Source organism: Paenibacillus paludis, from assembly GCF_042610515.1.
In the GTDB taxonomy this organism is placed as follows: domain Bacteria; phylum Bacillota; class Bacilli; order Paenibacillales; family Paenibacillaceae; genus Paenibacillus_AQ.
This window is the reverse complement of sequence record NZ_JBGJZP010000002.1, coordinates 74,176-91,855: the sequence shown is the minus strand read 5'-3', so window position 1 is coordinate 91,855 and position 17,680 is coordinate 74,176. Positions and strand designations below refer to the sequence as shown.

Annotated in this window: 18 protein-coding genes; 17 read left to right on the top strand and 1 reads right to left on the bottom strand. The window is 52.1% G+C overall.

Annotation, left to right across the window (positions count from 1 at the left end; genetic code table 11):
• The first annotated feature begins 41 nt into the window (after nt 1-41).
• From ACAN56_RS03740 to ACAN56_RS03700, 9 genes are all read left to right on the top strand, one after another.
• Entirely contained in the window at nt 42-1,295 is a 1,254-nt protein-coding gene (locus ACAN56_RS03740) for a bifunctional 3,4-dihydroxy-2-butanone-4-phosphate synthase/GTP cyclohydrolase II (protein ID WP_052092204.1), read from the top strand.
• A gap of 39 nt (nt 1,296-1,334) precedes the next feature.
• Nucleotides 1,335-1,802 (top strand): 6,7-dimethyl-8-ribityllumazine synthase, encoded by a 468-nt coding sequence (gene ribH, locus ACAN56_RS03735; RefSeq protein WP_038600255.1) that lies wholly within the window; start codon nt 1,335-1,337, stop codon nt 1,800-1,802.
• 141 nt (nt 1,803-1,943) lie between these two features.
• Entirely contained in the window at nt 1,944-2,735 is a 792-nt protein-coding gene (locus ACAN56_RS03730; RefSeq protein WP_038594609.1) for a segregation and condensation protein A, read from the top strand.
• Nucleotides 2,704-3,321: an SMC-Scp complex subunit ScpB gene (scpB, locus tag ACAN56_RS03725; RefSeq protein ID WP_038594607.1), complete on the top strand. Its 618-nt coding sequence runs from the start codon at nt 2,704-2,706 to the stop codon at nt 3,319-3,321. Before ACAN56_RS03730 ends, scpB begins: the two co-directional genes overlap by 32 nt.
• Nucleotides 3,322-3,482: 161 nt before the next feature.
• A complete protein-coding gene (locus ACAN56_RS03720) occupies nt 3,483-4,169 on the top strand; it encodes a DUF2953 domain-containing protein (RefSeq protein WP_038594605.1) in 687 nt (228 codons plus the stop codon).
• 117 nt (nt 4,170-4,286) lie between these two features.
• Nucleotides 4,287-4,775, top strand: coding sequence for a GerW family sporulation protein (gene ytfJ, locus ACAN56_RS03715; protein ID WP_379140554.1), 489 nt, complete (start codon nt 4,287-4,289; stop codon nt 4,773-4,775).
• Between the two features lie 195 nt (nt 4,776-4,970).
• Entirely contained in the window at nt 4,971-6,176 is a 1,206-nt protein-coding gene (locus ACAN56_RS03710; RefSeq protein WP_379140552.1) for a D-alanyl-D-alanine carboxypeptidase family protein, read from the top strand.
• On the top strand, nt 6,169-6,834 hold the full coding sequence (locus ACAN56_RS03705; RefSeq protein WP_038594599.1) for a nucleoside recognition domain-containing protein: 666 nt from the start codon (nt 6,169-6,171) through the stop codon (nt 6,832-6,834). The genes ACAN56_RS03710 and ACAN56_RS03705 overlap by 8 nt, the downstream gene beginning before the upstream one ends.
• A 6-nt stretch (nt 6,835-6,840) precedes the next feature.
• Nucleotides 6,841-7,374, top strand: a complete 534-nt coding sequence (locus ACAN56_RS03700) for a spore maturation protein (protein WP_340897403.1) — start codon at nt 6,841-6,843, stop codon at nt 7,372-7,374.
• Nucleotides 7,375-7,404: 30 nt separating this feature from the next.
• Here ACAN56_RS03700 and ACAN56_RS03695 read toward each other — a convergent pair whose 3' ends face one another.
• Entirely contained in the window at nt 7,405-8,769 is a 1,365-nt protein-coding gene (locus ACAN56_RS03695) for an erythromycin esterase family protein (protein ID WP_379140549.1), read from the bottom strand.
• Between the two features lie 240 nt (nt 8,770-9,009).
• On the opposite strand from ACAN56_RS03695, the gene ACAN56_RS03690 reads away from it, so the two are divergent.
• From ACAN56_RS03690 to glpK, 8 genes are all read left to right on the top strand, one after another.
• On the top strand, nt 9,010-9,354 hold the full coding sequence (locus ACAN56_RS03690; RefSeq protein WP_038594593.1) for a peptidoglycan recognition protein family protein: 345 nt from the start codon (nt 9,010-9,012) through the stop codon (nt 9,352-9,354).
• Between the two features lie 20 nt (nt 9,355-9,374).
• A complete protein-coding gene (locus ACAN56_RS03685) occupies nt 9,375-10,133 on the top strand; it encodes a pseudouridine synthase (RefSeq protein WP_038594591.1) in 759 nt (252 codons plus the stop codon).
• A gap of 110 nt (nt 10,134-10,243) precedes the next feature.
• Nucleotides 10,244-10,768: a thiol-disulfide oxidoreductase ResA gene (resA, locus tag ACAN56_RS03680; RefSeq protein WP_038594589.1), complete on the top strand. Its 525-nt coding sequence runs from the start codon at nt 10,244-10,246 to the stop codon at nt 10,766-10,768.
• Nucleotides 10,765-12,453, top strand: a complete 1,689-nt coding sequence (gene resB / locus ACAN56_RS03675) for a cytochrome c biogenesis protein ResB (protein WP_379140546.1) — start codon at nt 10,765-10,767, stop codon at nt 12,451-12,453. The genes resA and resB overlap by 4 nt, the downstream gene beginning before the upstream one ends.
• Entirely contained in the window at nt 12,450-13,712 is a 1,263-nt protein-coding gene (gene ccsA, locus ACAN56_RS03670; protein WP_379140544.1) for a cytochrome c biogenesis protein CcsA, read from the top strand. Before resB ends, ccsA begins: the two co-directional genes overlap by 4 nt.
• A gap of 75 nt (nt 13,713-13,787) precedes the next feature.
• Nucleotides 13,788-14,504 (top strand): response regulator transcription factor, encoded by a 717-nt coding sequence (locus ACAN56_RS03665; protein WP_020427515.1) that lies wholly within the window; start codon nt 13,788-13,790, stop codon nt 14,502-14,504.
• On the top strand, nt 14,505-15,944 hold the full coding sequence (locus ACAN56_RS03660) for an ATP-binding protein (protein ID WP_379140541.1): 1,440 nt from the start codon (nt 14,505-14,507) through the stop codon (nt 15,942-15,944).
• Nucleotides 15,945-16,058: 114 nt separating this feature from the next.
• A complete protein-coding gene (gene glpK / locus ACAN56_RS03655; protein WP_379140539.1) occupies nt 16,059-17,552 on the top strand; it encodes a glycerol kinase GlpK in 1,494 nt (497 codons plus the stop codon).
• Nucleotides 17,553-17,680: the final 128 nt, after the last annotated feature.

The window sequence follows — 17,680 nt, the reverse complement described above, 5'->3', positions numbered from 1 at the left end:
GCCTGTGAGGGCAACGTAAAGTGATATAGGAGGACAGAAACATGAGCCAAGAGCCCAAGCAAGACAGCGTCCTGGACCCGATTGAAGACGCTATTTATGATTTGATGCGCGGCAAGGTGATCATCGTAGTTGATGATGAGGACCGCGAGAATGAAGGAGACTTCATTGCTCTTGCCGAACGCGCTACACCGGAAGTAATTAATTTCATGATTAAGGAAGGCCGGGGGCTGGTCTGCCTGCCGATTACGGCGGAACGTGCGGAGGAGCTGGATCTGCAGCCGATGGTCAGCCAGAATACTGACAATCATGGCACTGCTTTTACCGTGTCCATCGACCATAAAGATACCACAACCGGTATTTCCGCAGGTGAAAGATCCATGACCATCAAAGCGATTATGGACCCCAACGCCAAACCGTCCGATTTCCGCAGACCGGGGCATATGTTCCCGCTGATTGCCAAGAAAGGCGGCGTACTGCGCCGTTCCGGCCACACTGAGGCTGCTGTTGACCTAGCCCGCATGTGCGGCGCATATCCGGCAAGCGTCATCTGTGAAGTGGTCAAAGAAGACGGAGAGATGGCCCGGCTGCCGGATCTGATCGAGATCGCCAAGAAACATGATCTGAAGCTGATCAGCATCAAGGACCTGATCCATTACCGCAACGAGAAGGAGCATTTAGTCACCCGTGAAGTTTCAGTGAATCTGCCTACGGATTTCGGTCTTTTCCAGACGATTGCCTACACGAACGAAGTGGATGACAAAGAGCATGTCGCGCTGGTCAAAGGCGACATTTCCGGCGAGGAGCCGGTGCTGGTCCGTGTGCATTCCGAATGTCTGACCGGTGACGTGTTCCACTCGCACCGCTGCGACTGCGGGCCGCAATTTGAAGCAGCGCTGCGCCAGATTGAAGCGGCTGGCAGAGGAGTACTGCTCTACATGCGCCAGGAAGGCAGAGGCATCGGCCTCATTAATAAGCTGCGTGCCTACAAGCTGCAGGAGGAAGGTCTGGATACGGTGGATGCCAACCTGAAGCTCGGCTTCCCGGCAGACCTGCGAGACTACGGTATCGGGGCACAGATTCTTAAGGATCTTGGCGTACGCCAGATCAAACTGCTGACCAACAACCCGCGCAAGATCAAGGGACTGGAAGGCTACGGCCTTGAGGTTGTGGAGCGTGTGCCGATTCAAATGCCGGAGAACAAGGACAACACGAATTATCTTCATACGAAGCAGGCCAAGCTGGGACATTTACTGACTTTTGACAATATTGAACAAAATGAAGATTCCAAAATTTAACCATAAAACTAACTTACCAATGAAGGGTTGATGAGCACAATGCCGAATTATTTTGAAGGACATTTAGTATCCGAGGGTTTAAAATACGGGGTAGTCGTAGGACGTTTCAATGAGTTCATTACAAGCAAGCTGCTGTCCGGTGCACTGGATGCGTTCAAACGCCACGGTGTTGCCGATGAAGAGGTGGATGTGGCATGGGTTCCGGGCGTTTTCGAAATTCCGCTGATTTGCCAAAAGATGGCCGAAAGCGGCAAATATGATGCCGTCATCGCGCTGGGCACCGTCATCCGCGGTTCCACTACGCATTATGATTATGTATGCAACGAAGTGGCTAAAGGGGTGGCAGCCATTAATCTTAAAACGGGTATTCCTACTATTTTCGGTGTTGTTACGACCGAGAATATTGAGCAGGCCATCGAGCGTTCCGGAACCAAAGCAGGCAACAAAGGCTGGGATGCTGCGACGTCGGCTATCGAAATGGCAAACCTTAACAAGCTCTTTAAGTAAGACAGCCTCTTGACGAAACAACTATAATCGTGCTTATTTATAAGTATAAGAAGAAAGCATGGACTATAAAAACCCTTTCTACTTGTGTAGCGTCCCTATAGCGGCGCTGCACTTTACTTTTTTTTGGCGGGAGGAAACCGCGTGACTGTATTGTACAAGCTGGAGACGTTCGAAGGTCCGCTCGATCTGCTCTTGCATCTAATTGACAAAGCGGAAATCGACATCCAGGACATTCCGGTCAGCGTGATTACCGAACAGTACATGGATTACCTGCAAACGATGCAGGAGCTTGAACTGGATATCACCAGCGAATTTCTCGTTATGGCTGCAACCCTGTTGTCCATCAAGAGCAAGCTGCTGCTGCCGAAGCCGCCGGTCATTGAGATCGAGGATTTCGACTATTACGAGGATGATGGCTATGATCCGCGTGCAGAACTGGTTCAGCGGCTGATTGAATACCGTAAATTCAAGAACATTGCTGTGCAGCTGCTGGATATGGAGAGCGAACGCAGTCTGATCTTTACGAAGGAGCCGGAGGATCTGGGTCCTTTCGTGCCGACGCAGATTGATAACACACTGAAAGGGTTACATACGTCTGACCTCATCGCCGCATTCCGCAAGGCGCTTAGCAAGGCGGCTCGAAGATCCTCTTATCAGCGGATTACCCGCGATGAAATTTCAGTCAAGGACCGGATTCGTGATGTTTCAGAGGCGCTGCAGCGCAAAGGGGTGGGCGGCAGGCTGCGCTTCTCGGCGCTGCTGCATGATGAGATGGCCAGACATGAGATCGTGACTACCTTTCTGGCGATCCTGGAGCTGATGAAGATGAAGGCCATTTACTGTTATCAGGAGAAATTGTTTGAGGATATTGTGATGGAGTGGAGAGGAGGAGAGGAATTCAGTGGATTACAAAACGCTGAAATCGATTATTGAAGGATTGCTGTTTCTGTCTGGCGACGAAGGGTTGTCGGCGCGTCAAATCGCCGAAATCACCGAGCAGCGTCCAGATCTGGCGACAAGTGCACTGGAAGAGCTGAAGGACGACTACATCAACCAGGGCCGCGGTCTGCAGGTCGTGCAGATCGCCGGGAATTACCGGCTGGCTACGCTGCCGGAGCATGCGGCTTATTTTGAACGGCTGGCCTATTCGCCTTCAAGATCTTCTTTATCCCAGGCGGCGCTGGAGACGTTGGCCATTGTGGCCTACCGCCAGCCGATTACCCGGGTGGAGATTGAGGAGATCCGCGGGGTAAAGTCTGAACGGGCGATTCATACGCTGAACAATAAGGATCTCATTCATGAGGTCGGGCGTGCCGAGGCTGTAGGCCGTCCAATCCTTTACGGAACGACCAAATCGTTCCTTGACAGCTTTGGACTGGCCAGCCTGAAGGAGCTGCCGGAGCCGTCTAACTTCGATAACTCCGACGGGCTGGAAGAGGAGACACAGCTTCTTTTCAGCAAGCTGGACAGCCAAATGACGTTCGATGATGTTGAGCAGCCGCAGGGTATTGAGGAGTAAAGCATCCTCATACGGATCAACTGTGAGCTGTAAATTTATGTTGAAATGCCGTTGTCTCCTAGGAGAACAACGGTTTTTTTGCGTCCATCCGAATTTTTTCCAGCCAAGTTTGCCATACTAAACCAAAGGTTCCTATTATAAGGATGCTTGGAGGGTAATCCGTGACGTTATGGCTTGTTATACCTTTGGCTCTTCTGCTGGTTGTCATTGTACTGGTCCTGTCTTCTTCCATTCATTTTCACTTCCGATTGTGCAGACTTGGCAAGGATGACCGGGTGGAATTTGATATTAAGGCTTTATTTGGGTTAGTTAAGTTTCATTATGAACTGCCAGCACTCGTATATGAGGGTATGGAGCGGGGAGTGAGGGTGAAGCTGGAAGAAAGCGGGATCGCACCCGTGAAGAAGGATGCCGATAAAGAGGAGCAAATTGACAAGGAGGCTGTGTCAGGCTGGATCGATAATCTAAAGGCAGCGCTGCGGGCGACCCGGGGGTTGAACAAGTGGCTGAAAGGGCTGATGGCCCATGTCAAAATATCAAAGCTCGACTGGTCGACGGATTTTTCGCTTGGCGATGCAGCCTATACAGCAACAGCAGCGGGGGCTCTGTGGGGAATGAAATGGAGCCTTATTGGCTGGGTTTCGCAATTCGTCCGGCTGCAGCACGCTCCGCGTCTGTTTGTCGCACCGGTGTTCCGCGATGAGCTGTGCTACTCCACAGAGGCAGTATGTGCCGGCAAACTGTCCTTAGCCTACACCCTTTACGCGGGAATACTGCTGCTGCGCCGGATCACTAAAGTGAAGGGGGGACTGGCCCGGTGGAAACAGCTATTGAGCCACAAACAGTAAGGGAAGCTCCAACTGCCCGGAAGATAGAAACGACTTACATACAAATGTAGTGATATGGGAATGATATACGCTGTGGAAGAAAGAGTATTTCCCTAGAAGTTAAAGGAGGATAATAATATGAGTGACCATCCGATTCAAGGTCTGATGCAGACCGCGATGGAAAATATCAAAGGCATGGTGGATGTTAATACAATTGTCGGAGATCCTGTAGAGACACCGGATGGCAGCGTCATTCTGCCGATCAGCAAAGTGGCATTTGGTTTTGCCGCAGGGGGCAGCGACTTCCGGGTGGAGGATGATGCGCCGGGTGTGAACGGCAGCGGCTCCAGCGTTAAAATGCTTCCATTCGGAGGCGGTAGCGGGGGCGGTGTATCCATTCGTCCGATCGCTTTTCTCGTAGTGGGCAGGGAAGGCGTGCATATTGTGCCGCTTGATAATCAAACCCATCTGTTCGAGAAAATCATCGACGCCACACCAGCGCTGATCGACAAAATCCAGAATATGTTCCAAAATGGTGCTCCTGTCGGGGCGGAAGTTGTAGGTGCCCCTGCTGCAAAGCCAGCAGTTAAAACAGATCCTGCAGCCAGCAACTCATCGACACACTAGCGGAGAAATCAGGGATATCGCCTTACCGGGGCGGTATCCCTTTTTTTGAGATTTACGTAGCCGGTGTCCGATCCTCATACATAGAGAGGACTTAAGAGAGGGACATACCTGTCCGTCATGCTGCATACACTTGTACAACATAGCGTGATCCGAACCTTAACCTGACTTAAGAACTGAGAAGAAAGAAGCCGGAGGATGAACATGAAGAGATTAACTTTTAAATCGACTTTGATCCTGATATTGTGCCTGCTGCTAGTTGGGTTGCGTCCGCTGCCTGTACTCCGGGCCGAAAACAGCTCCATCTCCACTCATGCCAGGGCTGCGGCGCTGATTGACGTGGAATCCGGAAGGCTTCTGTACAGCAGCAGGGGAGATGAGCCTATGCTGATCGCCAGTCTGACCAAAATTATGACTGCCATAGTGGCTATAGAAAATGGGGATTTGACCTCCAAGGTCAAAGTAGGCAAAAACGCTTTTGCGAAGGAAGGATCTTCACTATTTTTGAAGCAAGGGGAAGAAATGAAATTGGAGGATATGCTGTACGGGATGATGCTGCGTTCGGGAAATGATGCGGCAACAGCAATAGCCGAGCATGTCGGCGGTTCTGAACAGGGTTTTGTCTATCTGATGAATCAGAAGGCGGAGGCGCTTGGTTTAACCCACAGTCATTTTGCCAATCCGCATGGTCTGGATGCCGAAGGCCATTATTCCAGTGCCAATGATCTGGCAGTGTTGACCGCCTATGCGCTCCACAATCCTGTATTCAAGGAAATCGTGAAGACGCAGGAGAAGACGGCGGACAATCCTTATGAGAAATGGGACTACAAATGGAGCAACAAAAATAAAATGCTGCGGCTCTATGAAGGAGCAGACGGCGTAAAGACAGGCTATACCAAAAAAGCGCTGCGCTGCCTTGTCAGCTCTGCCACAAGAAACGGACAGCAGCTGGTTGCGGTCACAATCAACGATGGAAACGACTGGAATGACCATGCATCCCTGCTGAATTTCGGTTTCAATCATTATCCCCTCAAAACGTTAATCGAACGCGGCGAAGGGATCAGCGGTTACAGCTACGTGACCAGTAAATCCTTTGCCTACCCTCTTGGCCAGGGAGAAGAGGCGAGGCTGTTTACCAAGCTTGAGCTGAAACGGGAAGCAGCTGTGCCGAAACAGGCGCGCAGCAGTGATTTTGGCTTAAAAGGCGTGCTAGTCCTGCAGCTGGGCGGCCAGGAAATCGGCCGGGTACCTGTTTATGAGCCGGAGCAGCTTCCCCCGGAACAGTCGGCTTATACCAAGAAGTACAGCGCGGCCCTAGCCCCTGCTTATCCGGCGGGGAACTGGCTGCAGGCGCTTGGCAGTGCGCTGCGGGCACTTTTTCAGCGGGGGGATAATCATGATTAATGGAATCTGGCTCGGAATGATTCTGATCGGCTTCGTATTTGCCGCTGTGAACGGGCGGATGGACGAGTTTACAGCAGCCGTGTTTGACGGCGCCAAAAGCGGGGTTACGGTAAGCTTCGGCCTAATCAGCGTGCTGGTTTTCTGGCTCGGAATTATGCGGGTGGCCGAGGATGCCGGATTGCTCAGGAAAATCGCCAAGGTACTCGGACCCGTAGTCTCCTTTCTATTTCCCGATGTTCCGAAAGGCCATCCTGCGATCGGCTATATCCTTTCCAATATGAGCGCCAATCTGCTTGGCCTTGGCAATGCCGCAACCCCTATGGGCATCAAGGCGATGCAGGAGCTGCAAACGCTGAATCCGGACAAGGAGACCGCCACCCCGGCGATGTGCACCCTGCTGGCGCTGAATACGGCAAGTATTACCCTGATCCCGGCTACGCTGATAGCGATCCGGCTCAACTACGGCTCAGCCGATCCTGCCGGCATCGTCGGTACGACGCTGGCGGCGACTGCGGTGGCGACGATAGCTGCCATCGCCGCCGACAGGCTGTTCCGCCGGCTGACTCTAATGCGCAGGCCGCCGAAACCGCCGGCGGTAAAGTCCGGCGATTCAGCCAGAGGCAGCACAGCGCTTCCGCATTCTTCACTGAAAGGGTGAGCTTCCGTGTTCCAGCTAATCAGCCTCATCTCGGCCTGGGCGATTCCGGTCCTGATAACCTTTATCCCGCTATACGCCTATTCGCGCAAGATTCCAGTCTATGAGTCCTTTGTGGAAGGGGCCAAAGACGGCTTCGGCACGGCGATTGCCATAATCCCGCATCTCGTCGGCATGCTTGTCGCCATCAGCGTGTTCCGCGCCTCCGGTGCGCTGGATTTCTTCATGGGCTTCATCGCCCCAGCCCTCAAAGGCTTGGGCGTGCCGCCGGAAGTGCTGCCGCTCGGCCTGCTGCGTCCGCTGACCGGGACAGGCTCCCTCGCTTACACCACCGACCTGATCCGTGTCCATGGCCCGGACTCCCTGATCGGGATGATCGCCTCCACGATCCAGGGCAGTACAGATACGACACTGTATGTTCTGACCGTCTACTTCGGCGCTGTGGGTGTCCGCAACGGCCGCTATGCCCTTAAAGTCGGTTTGTTCTCAGACGTCATTGGTTTTATCGCTGCCATCGCCGTATGCCTGCTGGTGTTTGGGTAGCAGGCAACCGGGTGCCGCCGGATCGTCTGCTTAATAGGCACGTGTTGGCGGAGATACTTTATCAATGAGAATCAGGCCGTCGAACTGTTCCTTCGGAACGAATTTCATCACCATCGGAGCAATGACCACTCTGGTGAGCCCGTCCTCTGCAGCATATAGAGATTGAAACATCCATTTGTTTCCTGCGTCTGCTTGGGTATGCTTCGTGAGGTCAACGAAAGTACGGGAGTATCCGCTTTGCATGATTCTTCCTTCCAAGGTTCCCTTTGGCATCGGCCCGATAGAGAATTCCTTCAATGTTGTAAGATTAGCTGCTTTGCCCCTATTCATATAAAAACCGACTACATACATCTTATCCTTCAACTTCTGATGCAGCAGTTCGCCCATGCTGGTAAAGCTGTTCTGCCATTTCCCTTGCTCGAAGATGCGCATGTCCGAGGTGTTTTTAGCCAAATGGTCGTTGTGGGCCCACAGAATGATCTTTTTGCCGGGGTATCTGACCTTCATCAGCCATTCCACATGCTCAGCCATTATTCTGTCCCGGGCCTCATAAACTTCCCGCACATTGGCTACCTGCCCTTGCGTGAAAAATTGCACCCGGTCCTGCAGTCCTTTCAGAATCGTATCTGTCGTGTGTGGGGCACTGGGATATAAGGCGTCGAACTGTTGCCGGCGTTCCTGGATGTACCTGATGTATTCTTTATATTTAGGAACATACTTTTGTATGATTTTTCCTATTTGCTGCTGGTAAACTGGATTGCTCTTGTTCTCCAGAGCGTATTGTTCAGTCAGCCCAAAATAGGTTTTAATGGCTTCATTATCAAAGTCCATAAAGGCTTTGCCATAGTCCTTATTCACCTTGGAAATGAAACTGCGCGTAGCCACTGCAAACAATGGGGAGGTATACTGCATATCATATCCGGCCAGCTGTAAAGGCTTGTCCGTCTGGCGCGATTGTTTCATGTAGTTGAACAGCTCCAGGGTTTCTGCGGATTTCCAGACGTCAAATATTGAATTATCCATCATCTCTGCTGCGGTTAATTCATCAGCAACATCGTTAACGACGGAAGCTTCAGCCAGACCTGATTCAAAAGCGATGACCTCAAATCCCAGTTCCTCATGCAAATATTTTACCAGCCTCGTCTTCATGCTGGCGTATTCGCCTACCCGGTGAAAGTTCTCGCCAAGGCTAACGACCGTCTTGTCCTTCAGCAGCGGCTTCAGGAAAGAAAGATCGCTGTAATCCCCGCTTGTCAGTGATTTAATCTCATGCGCGTATGGCAGCGGATTCGCCGCCGGCTGTGCGGCAGACACTGGAAGGGACCCTCCAAGCAGCAGCCCAAGTACAGATGCAACCGTGAGCGTTCGGATTTTCCATGATCTTTTAATCAACATACGTATTCCTCCATTGCTAGATATAGTGTTATTGCTGTCCTTTTAAGCCTAAGGTGGCCACGCCTTCGTAACAATCGATTTACATGACTAATTCCTTACATGCAAATCATGTTATGTTCGCATGCACTGTTCGCTATGAACGGACGATTTCTCTGCGGCGCGAAAATTAGCACCAATTTCTCACCCTGCTCTCCTCCACTTCATATGCTATTGCAGCAATACGGAGGGAGGCCACATGGGATGGAATATAAAGGTTTTATTCTGCATCATTCCCGCTGTCCGTCCATTAACGGCAAGGGCTTTGACTTTTGGGTCGGGGCAGACGGGGGGATTTATGCCGCCCCGCTGCTGACAGATCCGGATTATATCCACGTCTGTCTCGAAGGGGATTTCGGGGCGGAAGACAGTGTTCCGCCGCTTCCGGGGCGCAAAGAGCAGTTGTTTGCAGCAGGTAAATTGATTCTGGAGCTGGCTGCCCGTTACCACATTTCCCCTTTGCTGGTGGAACCACACAGCAATTCTTGTCCCGGAGCATTTTTTCCATGGAATGAACTTGTGATTTATGCCTCTGATGGTTATCATTAACCTGAGGTGAGTAGTCGAAAATGGAAAGATTACAGAAAATATTGGCGCAAGCAGGTGTTGCGTCCAGACGCAAGTGTGAAGAAATGATTTTGGCCGGTAAAGTGGAAGTCAACGGGGAACTCGTAACTACGCTTGGCACGAAGGTGGACCCCGAACAAGATATTATTAAAGTTTCCGGGCGTTTGATCCGGGGAGAGAACAAGATTTACATTATGTTTAACAAGCCCAAAGGTGTCATTACAAGCGCATCTGATCCCAAGGGCCGCAAGGTGGTAACGGATTACCTGAAGGGCATTAATGAGCGCGTATACCCTGTAGGCCGCTTGGACTATGATACGGAAGGATTACTGCTGCTGACAAATGACGGCGAGTTTGCCAACTTGCTCACGCATCCGAAGCACCATGTACCGAAGACGTATTTGGCCACGGTCAAGGGTGTGCCGCATGGTACTGCACTGGACAAGCTGAAGGCAGGCATTAAGCTGGAGGACGGTATGACCGCTCCGGCGGAAGTCGAATACAAAGATGTGGATGAAGTCAACAAAGAAACCGTAATCAGCATTACGATTCATGAAGGGCGCAATCGTCAGGTACGGCGGATGTTTGAAGCAATTTCTCATCCTGTAATCCGTCTGAAGCGGATTTCCTTCGGGGATATTTTGCTGCAAAATCTCAAACGCGGCTCTTATCGCCACCTGACCAAAGATGAAATCAATCATTTGCAGCAAATGGCCAAGGCTGGAGCGCTAAAAGCAAATACGACACGCAAGGACACATAAAGTTCACATTTCCCCCTCCTAAAACTGTGACAATATTCGGTATAATGTTCATAGGATGTTCACACCTAACAACTAAAGTATGAGTTGCGTCACAGAAGGGGGCTTCGCGTGTGGGCAAAGCGAGAAAGCCGATTCAAATCGTAATTCTGTTTTTGATACTTTTGCTTGGAGGTTATGCAATCGGTTCCTCCGTATTCGGAGGAGACGGAAAACCCCGGGAGGGCGGAAGGGCGCCGTCCTTTGAACTGTTGGGACTAGACGGTTTGACCCATACGCTCGAAGAGTACAAGGGCAAATCGGTTGTGCTTAATTTTTGGGGCTCGTGGTGCGGCCCTTGTGTGAAGGAAATGCCTGCTCTGCAGGCACAGTGGGAGAAATGGAAAGATCAAGGTGTAGTGGTCGTGGGGGTTAACGTCGGCGAGGATCAGATGACAGTGGAGAATTTTGTTAAGCTTGTCGAAATTGATTTCCCGATTGTCATGGACACCGGACGGGATGCCGTCCGCAGCTATGGCGTATCCCCCTTGCCCACCACCTTCTTTATTGATAAGAAGGGCAAAGTGGACAGCATTCATATCGGACAGCTGGATCTGAACTCGCTGGAGTCCCAGATCGGAAAGCTGGTGAACGAATGAAGAAACGGACGCCGCTGATCAGCAATACCAAATGCGAATGCGGGCATCAGAATCCGGTAGGTACCGTTCTGTGCGAAGCCTGTGGCAAGCCGCTGGAGGAGAAGGGAAGTTCCTCGGTAGAGAATCTTGAAATGCGCTACGATGGAGTTGCCCGCCGTTCACAGCGTGTGAATCCCGGAGTGATCGACCGTGTGTGGAACTTTTTTTCCTCTGTCAAAATAGCGATTTACCTGATTGTGCTGACGCTGCTGGGCTCCATGCTGGGTACGATTTTCCCGCAGGAGAGCACTTTTCTGAACATTGATGCCTCAACGTATTACAAAGAAACGTACGGAACAGCCGGGAATATTTATTATAGACTCGGCCTTTCGCACACCTATGAATCCTGGTGGTTCGTAACCCTGCTGGTAATGATCGGAGCTTCACTGGTGATCTGCAGCCTGGACCGTGTACTTCCGCTGTACAAGGCGCTGACCCGCCAGAAGATCCGCAAGCACCGGCAGTTTCTGACCCGCCAAAAGGCTGTTCTGGTCACTGGTGTACAGGAAGACCCGGAGACTTGGGTGGCCGGAATTGTAGAGCCGCTTAAGAAAAAAGGCTACCGTGTAAGGACAGAGGGTGGCGCTCTGCTGGCAGAGAAGCACCGTTTCAGCCGCTGGGGACCCTATGTTATACATATCGGCCTGATTATTTTTTTGCTTGCCGTACTGGCGAGAGGACTGCCGGGGCTGAATATGGATCAGCATCTCGCTTTTCCGCAAGGGGAAATGACTAGGATTCCGGATACCACTTATTATTTACTCAATGAGAAGTTTACAGTGGAATTTTACTCGGAAGCAGAAATGCCTGAGGAATTCCGCGGTAGGAAAGTGCTGCCGAAGCTGTATGAGACAAAGGCTAAGCTTTATGAATGCACCGCCGATTGTGTCGATCCTTCGAAGGAGCCGCAGCTCGCAGAGGTGACCTCCCATGATATCCGTGTGAATTCACCGCTCAGCTACAAAGGTTTGAAAGCGTATCAGTTTGATTATGACCTGACCCCTGTACTGCGCTCTGTACAGCCTGAGCTGGTGAATTCAGCTACGGGTGAGGCATTCGGCAAGTTCAAGCTGGAGATGAAGAACTCTCAGCGCACCTTTCAGGTCGGTCCCTACACCCTGGAGCTGAAAGAGAAATATATGGATTTCGGTCTGAACGAGGAGGGGCAGCCGGTATCCAAATCGCCAAATCCGAATGCGCCTGCATTCCTTTTTCTGATTACGGGGCCGGACCTGCCGGCGGAAGGGCAGCAATATTTCTATTTTCCGAAGGCGATTGACAAGGATCAGTTCCAGCAGCAGACGATCAACGATAAGCTGGGAGGCGGCAGCCGGTTTCTGGAGCTTGAAGTGAAGAGCATGAGCGATGTTGATTTTGCAGAGTCCACCTCCTTCCTCAATGTGCGTGTGGACCGTGCAATGCCCTTTGTCTGGATCGGTGCCGGGATCGTAATGCTTGGGCTCGTGCTTGGCTTCTACTGGCAGCATAGACGCATCTGGCTGGCGCTGGAGAACGGAGAACTTGTACTGGGTGGCCATACGAACAAGAATTGGTTCGGCTTCCGCCGTGAGATCGTTTCTATTCTGAAGAAGATAGACATGACAGTCGATGAAAAATCATTGGACAACGGAGGAGGCATGGCATGAGCTTGCTCGATTTCAGCAGTGATGTCTTTATCATCGCATTTTTCTTATACAGCGGTGCGTTTATGTTGTTCACAATCGCTATTATGGGGCGCAGGTGGTCCGGCAGAAAACCGGAAGAGCATACCGCGCGCTGGGGCAGAATTGCGTTTATAATTTCCTCTTTGGGCCTCATTTGCCACATGGCTTATTTCATCACCCGCTGGATGGGATCGGGTCATATTCCGGTCAGCAATATGTATGAGTTCATGACCTTTTTATCCATGATGGTGATGGTTGCCTTCACAGTAATCTTCGCCATCTACCGCAAGATCATTCTCGGCGTCTTTGCGGTACCGATCTCCATCATCGTTATGGCTTATGCGGCAGTATTTCCGCAGGAGGTTCAGCCGCTGATACCTTCATTGAAATCCATCTACCTGAACATTCATGTTACCCTGGCTGCCTTGGGCGAATCATTCTTCGCAGTCGGCTTCGCAGCCGGTCTGATGTATCTGCTGCGCACAGTGAATTTCGACAGCGCGGAGCGGAGCGACCGCAAGCAGCAGCGGCTGGTCGAATTTACTCTCTTTTCGATCATTGTTATAATAGGGTTTCTCGGGAGCGTCTTTGCTTTTCGCGGCGCCGGATACGAAACTGTTTTCGTTCGTTCCAACGTTACGATTGACAGCCCCGGGCAGGAAGATAGTACAATAGAAAGAGTGAGCTATAAAATGCCGCCGATTGTGGCGCCGTATCATAGCGAAATTGAGCAATTCCAGTCGTTTCTTGGCATGAAGGAGCCTCTCTTCGAAGCGCCTTCATGGATGAATGGTGTCAATGCGGGACGGAAATTCAACACGGTTATCTGGTCGCTGATCTCAGGCGCGCTTATCTATGGACTCCTGCGCCTCATTGTCCGCAAGCCGCTAGGCAAGGCCATACACCCGGTACTGGACGGAATCGCTGAGAATGATCTCGACGAAATTACGTACAGGGCTATAGCCATTGGATTCCCGATTTTTACACTGGGTGCGCTGATATTTGCCATGATCTGGGCTCAAGTAGCCTGGGGCAGATTCTGGGGCTGGGATCCCAAAGAAGTGTGGGCTCTCGTCACCTGGCTGTTCTACAGCGCCTATCTCCATTTGCGGCTGGCCCGCGGATGGCAAGGGCGCAAATCCGCGTGGCTCGCCGTACTCGGCTTTCTGGTCGTAATGTTCACCTTGGTGGGCGTTAATCTGGTCATCGCCGGGCTTCATTCTTATGCGGGGACGGACTGAGCAACTTTGTTTACTAACGCAGCACTTGGTTTTAAGATAACGTTCTACTGTATTTGATGAAGGGGTTGTTGTGAAATGGCAGAGCATTTGAATAGAATTCTGGTGGTGGATGACGAAGAGCGCATTCGCCGCCTGCTAAAGATGTACCTTGAAAAAGAAGGCTACGAAATCGACGAAGCGGAAGACGGCGAAATTGCTCTGCGCAAAGCAACGGCCAATGATTACGGCCTTATTTTGCTGGATGTCATGCTGCCGGGCATCGATGGGATTGAAGTGCTGACGAGACTCCGAGGGGTCAAATCTACTCCTGTTCTGATGCTGACCGCCAAGGGCGAGGAAATCAACCGGGTTCAGGGCTTTGAAATGGGTGCAGACGATTATGTGGTTAAACCGTTCAGCCCGCGAGAAGTGATCTATCGGGTCAAGGCCATTATGCGCCGTTCTTCGGCAACGGCCTTTTTATCCAAAGAGAGCAATTCCAGCAACAATATCGTTTTCCCGCATCTTATTATTGAGCATGATGCACACCGGGTAACTGCAGGCGGCCAGGAAGTAAGCCTGACCCCGAAGGAATACGAGCTGCTGCATTATTTGGCTATCTCGCCGGACAAGGTATTCTCGCGCGAAGAGCTGCTTAAGGATGTGTGGAATTACGAGTTTTTCGGAGATTTACGTACAGTGGATACCCATGTCAAACGGCTTCGCGAGAAACTGAATAAAGTTTCACCGGAATCAGCAGCGATGATCACCACAGTATGGGGCGTAGGCTACAAGCTCGAGGTACCTAAATAAGTGAATTTCTGGAGAAGTCTTGTCGGCAAGCTGTGGATCACGATCATCTGTCTGGTTGCTGTCGTGCTCATTACGGTGGGGCTGTCTCTGCTGCCTTATATCGACAGCAACTTCGCCAATTCCGGGGCGATTAAACGTTTGTTCATGTATGCCTGTATGATCGGGTTCTCGTTGACGACATTTTTTGCCTTGTTTTTATTTACTAAGATTACCCAGCCGATGCAGCAGGTCATTGAAGCGGCCAACAATATCCGCAAGGGTGAATACGGGACAAGGCTGACACTTGTGACGAGCGACGAAATTGGTCAATTGGCCACTTCATTCAACCATATGGCTGAAGAGCTGGAGGAGAATATCCGCAGTTTGAACCACGAGAAGGGCCATCTGTCGAGTGTTCTGCGCAGTATGAGTGATGCCGTCATCACGTTTGACATCGAAGGCCGGATTATATTGACCAACCCGCACGGCCAAAAACTGCTTCAGGCCTGGAAGGATTTAGACCACGAGCAGGAAAGCGATTCTGAGCTTGATCCTGATGCGGTTGCTTCAGGCGATGTACCGCCGCCGCTACGCCCGCTGTTCTTTAGCACGCTGAGACAGGGAAGCGACGAGCGTTCTAATGTGCATGTCCGCCAGGGAGTCTGGTCGGTTCATATGGCTCCGCTCTATTCAGAAGGGAATATCCGCGGCGCTGTAGCGGTTCTGCGTGATGTGACTGAAGAGGTGCGCCTGGAGAAAATGCGCACGGACTTTGTGGCCAACGTATCGCATGAAATCCGCACACCGCTCTCGATGATGCAGGGCTACAGCGAGGCGCTGCTGGATGGCATGGCCTCCTCGCCGGAGGAGAGCAGCGAGCTGGTGCAGGTTATCCATGACGAATCGCTGCGTATGGGACGGCTGGTTAAGGATTTGCTGGATCTTGCCCGCATGGAGGCAGGACATACGGATATGGCCAAGGCGCAGGTGGATATGGATGAGCTGCTGGAACGCATATACCGCAAGTTTTCCGTACGGGCCAAGGAACGGGAGATTCATCTGGAGCTGACCAAGTCTGGCGATATACCGCTCCTTAAGGCTGCTGACGAAGATAAGCTGGAGCAGGTTCTGACAAATCTGCTGGACAATGCATTCCGCCATACACCCGCAGGGAAGCACATTACCATTGTTACCAGCACAGTGATTCTGGAGGGCCGCCGTTACCTGGGGATTGAAGTCCGGGATGAAGGAGTCGGCATTGCGCCGGAGGATCTTCCTTATATTTTCGAACGTTTCTACAAGGCAGATAAAGCGCGTGTCCGGGGGGAATCCGGGGGAACGGGATTGGGACTGGCGATCGTTAAAAATATCGTCGAGTCGCATCAAGGGCAAATTACCGCGTACAGCAAGCTTGGCGAGGGGACAACCTTTACGCTGCGGCTTCCTGTCGAAAAACAGTAAACGCTTGACCCAGCATGACAGCGCCTCTGACAGCAGAGGTGCTTTTTGTTGAAACTAGCACTTTAATCTTGTTCATCGTGGAACATCTTGCAGCAAATCAAGGAGGCATCTATCATGATTTTATCGTTGGACCAAGGCACGACCAGCTCACGGGCGATTATGTTTGATCTGGAAGCGGGCATGCTCTCCCAGGGTCAGTATGATATTAAACAATCTTTCCCCCGTCCAGGCTGGGTTGAGCATGACCCGGAGCAAATCTGGGAAAGCCAGCTTGCCGCAGCCAGAGATGCTATCAGCGGAAGCCGGGTCCCGGCTGCGGAGATTTTGGCCATCGGCATCACTAATCAGCGGGAAACTGCGCTCATTTGGGACAGGGTTACAGGTGTGCCTATTTATCCGGCCATTGTCTGGCAGGACCGGCGCACGGCGGAGCAGTGTGAGGACATTAAGCGGCAAGGTCTTGCCGCTGAAATTGCCGAGAAGACTGGACTTGTCGTCGATGCCTATTTCTCGGCAACAAAGCTGGCCTGGATTCTGGACCATGTACCGGGTTCAAGGGAACGTGCCGAGCGGGGAGAACTGCTTGCCGGAACCATTGACAGCTGGCTGATCTGGAAGCTCACCGGAGGTGCTGTGCACGCCACGGACGTGACCAATGCTTCACGTACGATGCTGTTTAATCTGCATGAGCGCAGATGGGATGAGCGGCTTATCAAAGTTCTGCGCATCCCCCGCGCCATTCTCCCGGAGGTGCGGATGTCCGGTGGAGAATTCGGCGTAGCTCAGGCACAGTGGTTCGGTGCGGAAATTCCTATCCGCTCTGTCCTTGGCGATCAGCAGGCCGCATTGTTCGGCCATACCTGTCTGGATGCCGGCAGCGCCAAAAATACATACGGCACAGGCTGCTTTATTCTGATGAATACAGGTACGGAAGCAGTCGTCTCCACTCATGGGCTGCTGACCACAGTAGCCTGGGGTATGGGCGATGAATTGTATTATGCGCTCGAAGGCAGTGTCTTTGTGGCCGGTGCAGCCGTCCAGTGGCTGGAGGAAGGACTGGGGCTGATTACCGGCCCCTCAGACTCGGAGGACAAAGCAAGGGAAGTGGAGGACAGCGAGGGTGTCGTGGTCGTACCGGCCTTCACCGGCCTGGGGGCGCCTTATTGGGATATGTACGCCCGCGGCGCGGTGTTCGGACTGACCCGGGGGACTAGGGCAGGTCACCTGGTGCGGGCCACGCTGGAGTCGCTGGCTTTCCAGTCCCGGGATGTGATTGGGGCGATGGAAAAAGACGCCGGCATGCCGCTAACCGGACTGCGCGTGGATGGCGGCGCTGTCCGCAATGATCTGCTGATGCAGTTTCAATCAGATATTCTAGGCAGTGAGGTGACCCGCACTACCTATGCGGAGACGACGGCTCTGGGTGCAGCGCTGCTGGCCGGACTCACCTCAGGGATTTGGTCAAGAGAAGAGCTGGAGAGCTTCAACAAGGCCGAGAAGGTGTTCTCGCCGCTGATGGAGCAGGAGGAACGGGAACGCCGCTATGGCGCCTGGAAAGATGCTGTAGCGCGTACCATGGGCTGGGAGAAGCATGAGGGGCGTCAGTAAGCAGGAATGTATTCATGTACCGATTTGGAAACGAGGTTCACGATCACCCTATCACGCAAACGGCGCTCAAGAAGAGTAGATTCTTCTTGAGCGCCGTATTTGTTCTGGCGGGCTTTAGCATTCCTATT

Bases quoted from the DNA above. Each gene is read 5' to 3' on its own strand.
- ACAN56_RS03665 (WP_020427515.1), top strand. From the start codon at position 13,788: ATGGCAGAGCATTTGAATAGAATTCTGGTGGTGGATGACGAAGAGCGC.
- glpK (WP_379140539.1), top strand. From the start codon at position 16,059: ATGATTTTATCGTTGGACCAAGGCACGACCAGCTCACGGGCGATTATG.
- ytfJ (WP_379140554.1), top strand. From the start codon at position 4,287: ATGAGTGACCATCCGATTCAAGGTCTGATGCAGACCGCGATGGAAAAT.
- ACAN56_RS03690 (WP_038594593.1), top strand. From the start codon at position 9,010: ATGGAATATAAAGGTTTTATTCTGCATCATTCCCGCTGTCCGTCCATT.
- ACAN56_RS03695 (WP_379140549.1), bottom strand. From the start codon at position 8,769: ATGTTGATTAAAAGATCATGGAAAATCCGAACGCTCACGGTTGCATCT.
- ACAN56_RS03685 (WP_038594591.1), top strand. From the start codon at position 9,375: ATGGAAAGATTACAGAAAATATTGGCGCAAGCAGGTGTTGCGTCCAGA.
- ccsA (WP_379140544.1), top strand. From the start codon at position 12,450: ATGAGCTTGCTCGATTTCAGCAGTGATGTCTTTATCATCGCATTTTTC.
- ACAN56_RS03710 (WP_379140552.1), top strand. From the start codon at position 4,971: ATGAACATGAAGAGATTAACTTTTAAATCGACTTTGATCCTGATATTG.
- ACAN56_RS03740 (WP_052092204.1), top strand. From the start codon at position 42: ATGAGCCAAGAGCCCAAGCAAGACAGCGTCCTGGACCCGATTGAAGAC.
- ACAN56_RS03705 (WP_038594599.1), top strand. From the start codon at position 6,169: ATGATTAATGGAATCTGGCTCGGAATGATTCTGATCGGCTTCGTATTT.
- ribH (WP_038600255.1), top strand. From the start codon at position 1,335: ATGCCGAATTATTTTGAAGGACATTTAGTATCCGAGGGTTTAAAATAC.
- resB (WP_379140546.1), top strand. From the start codon at position 10,765: ATGAAGAAACGGACGCCGCTGATCAGCAATACCAAATGCGAATGCGGG.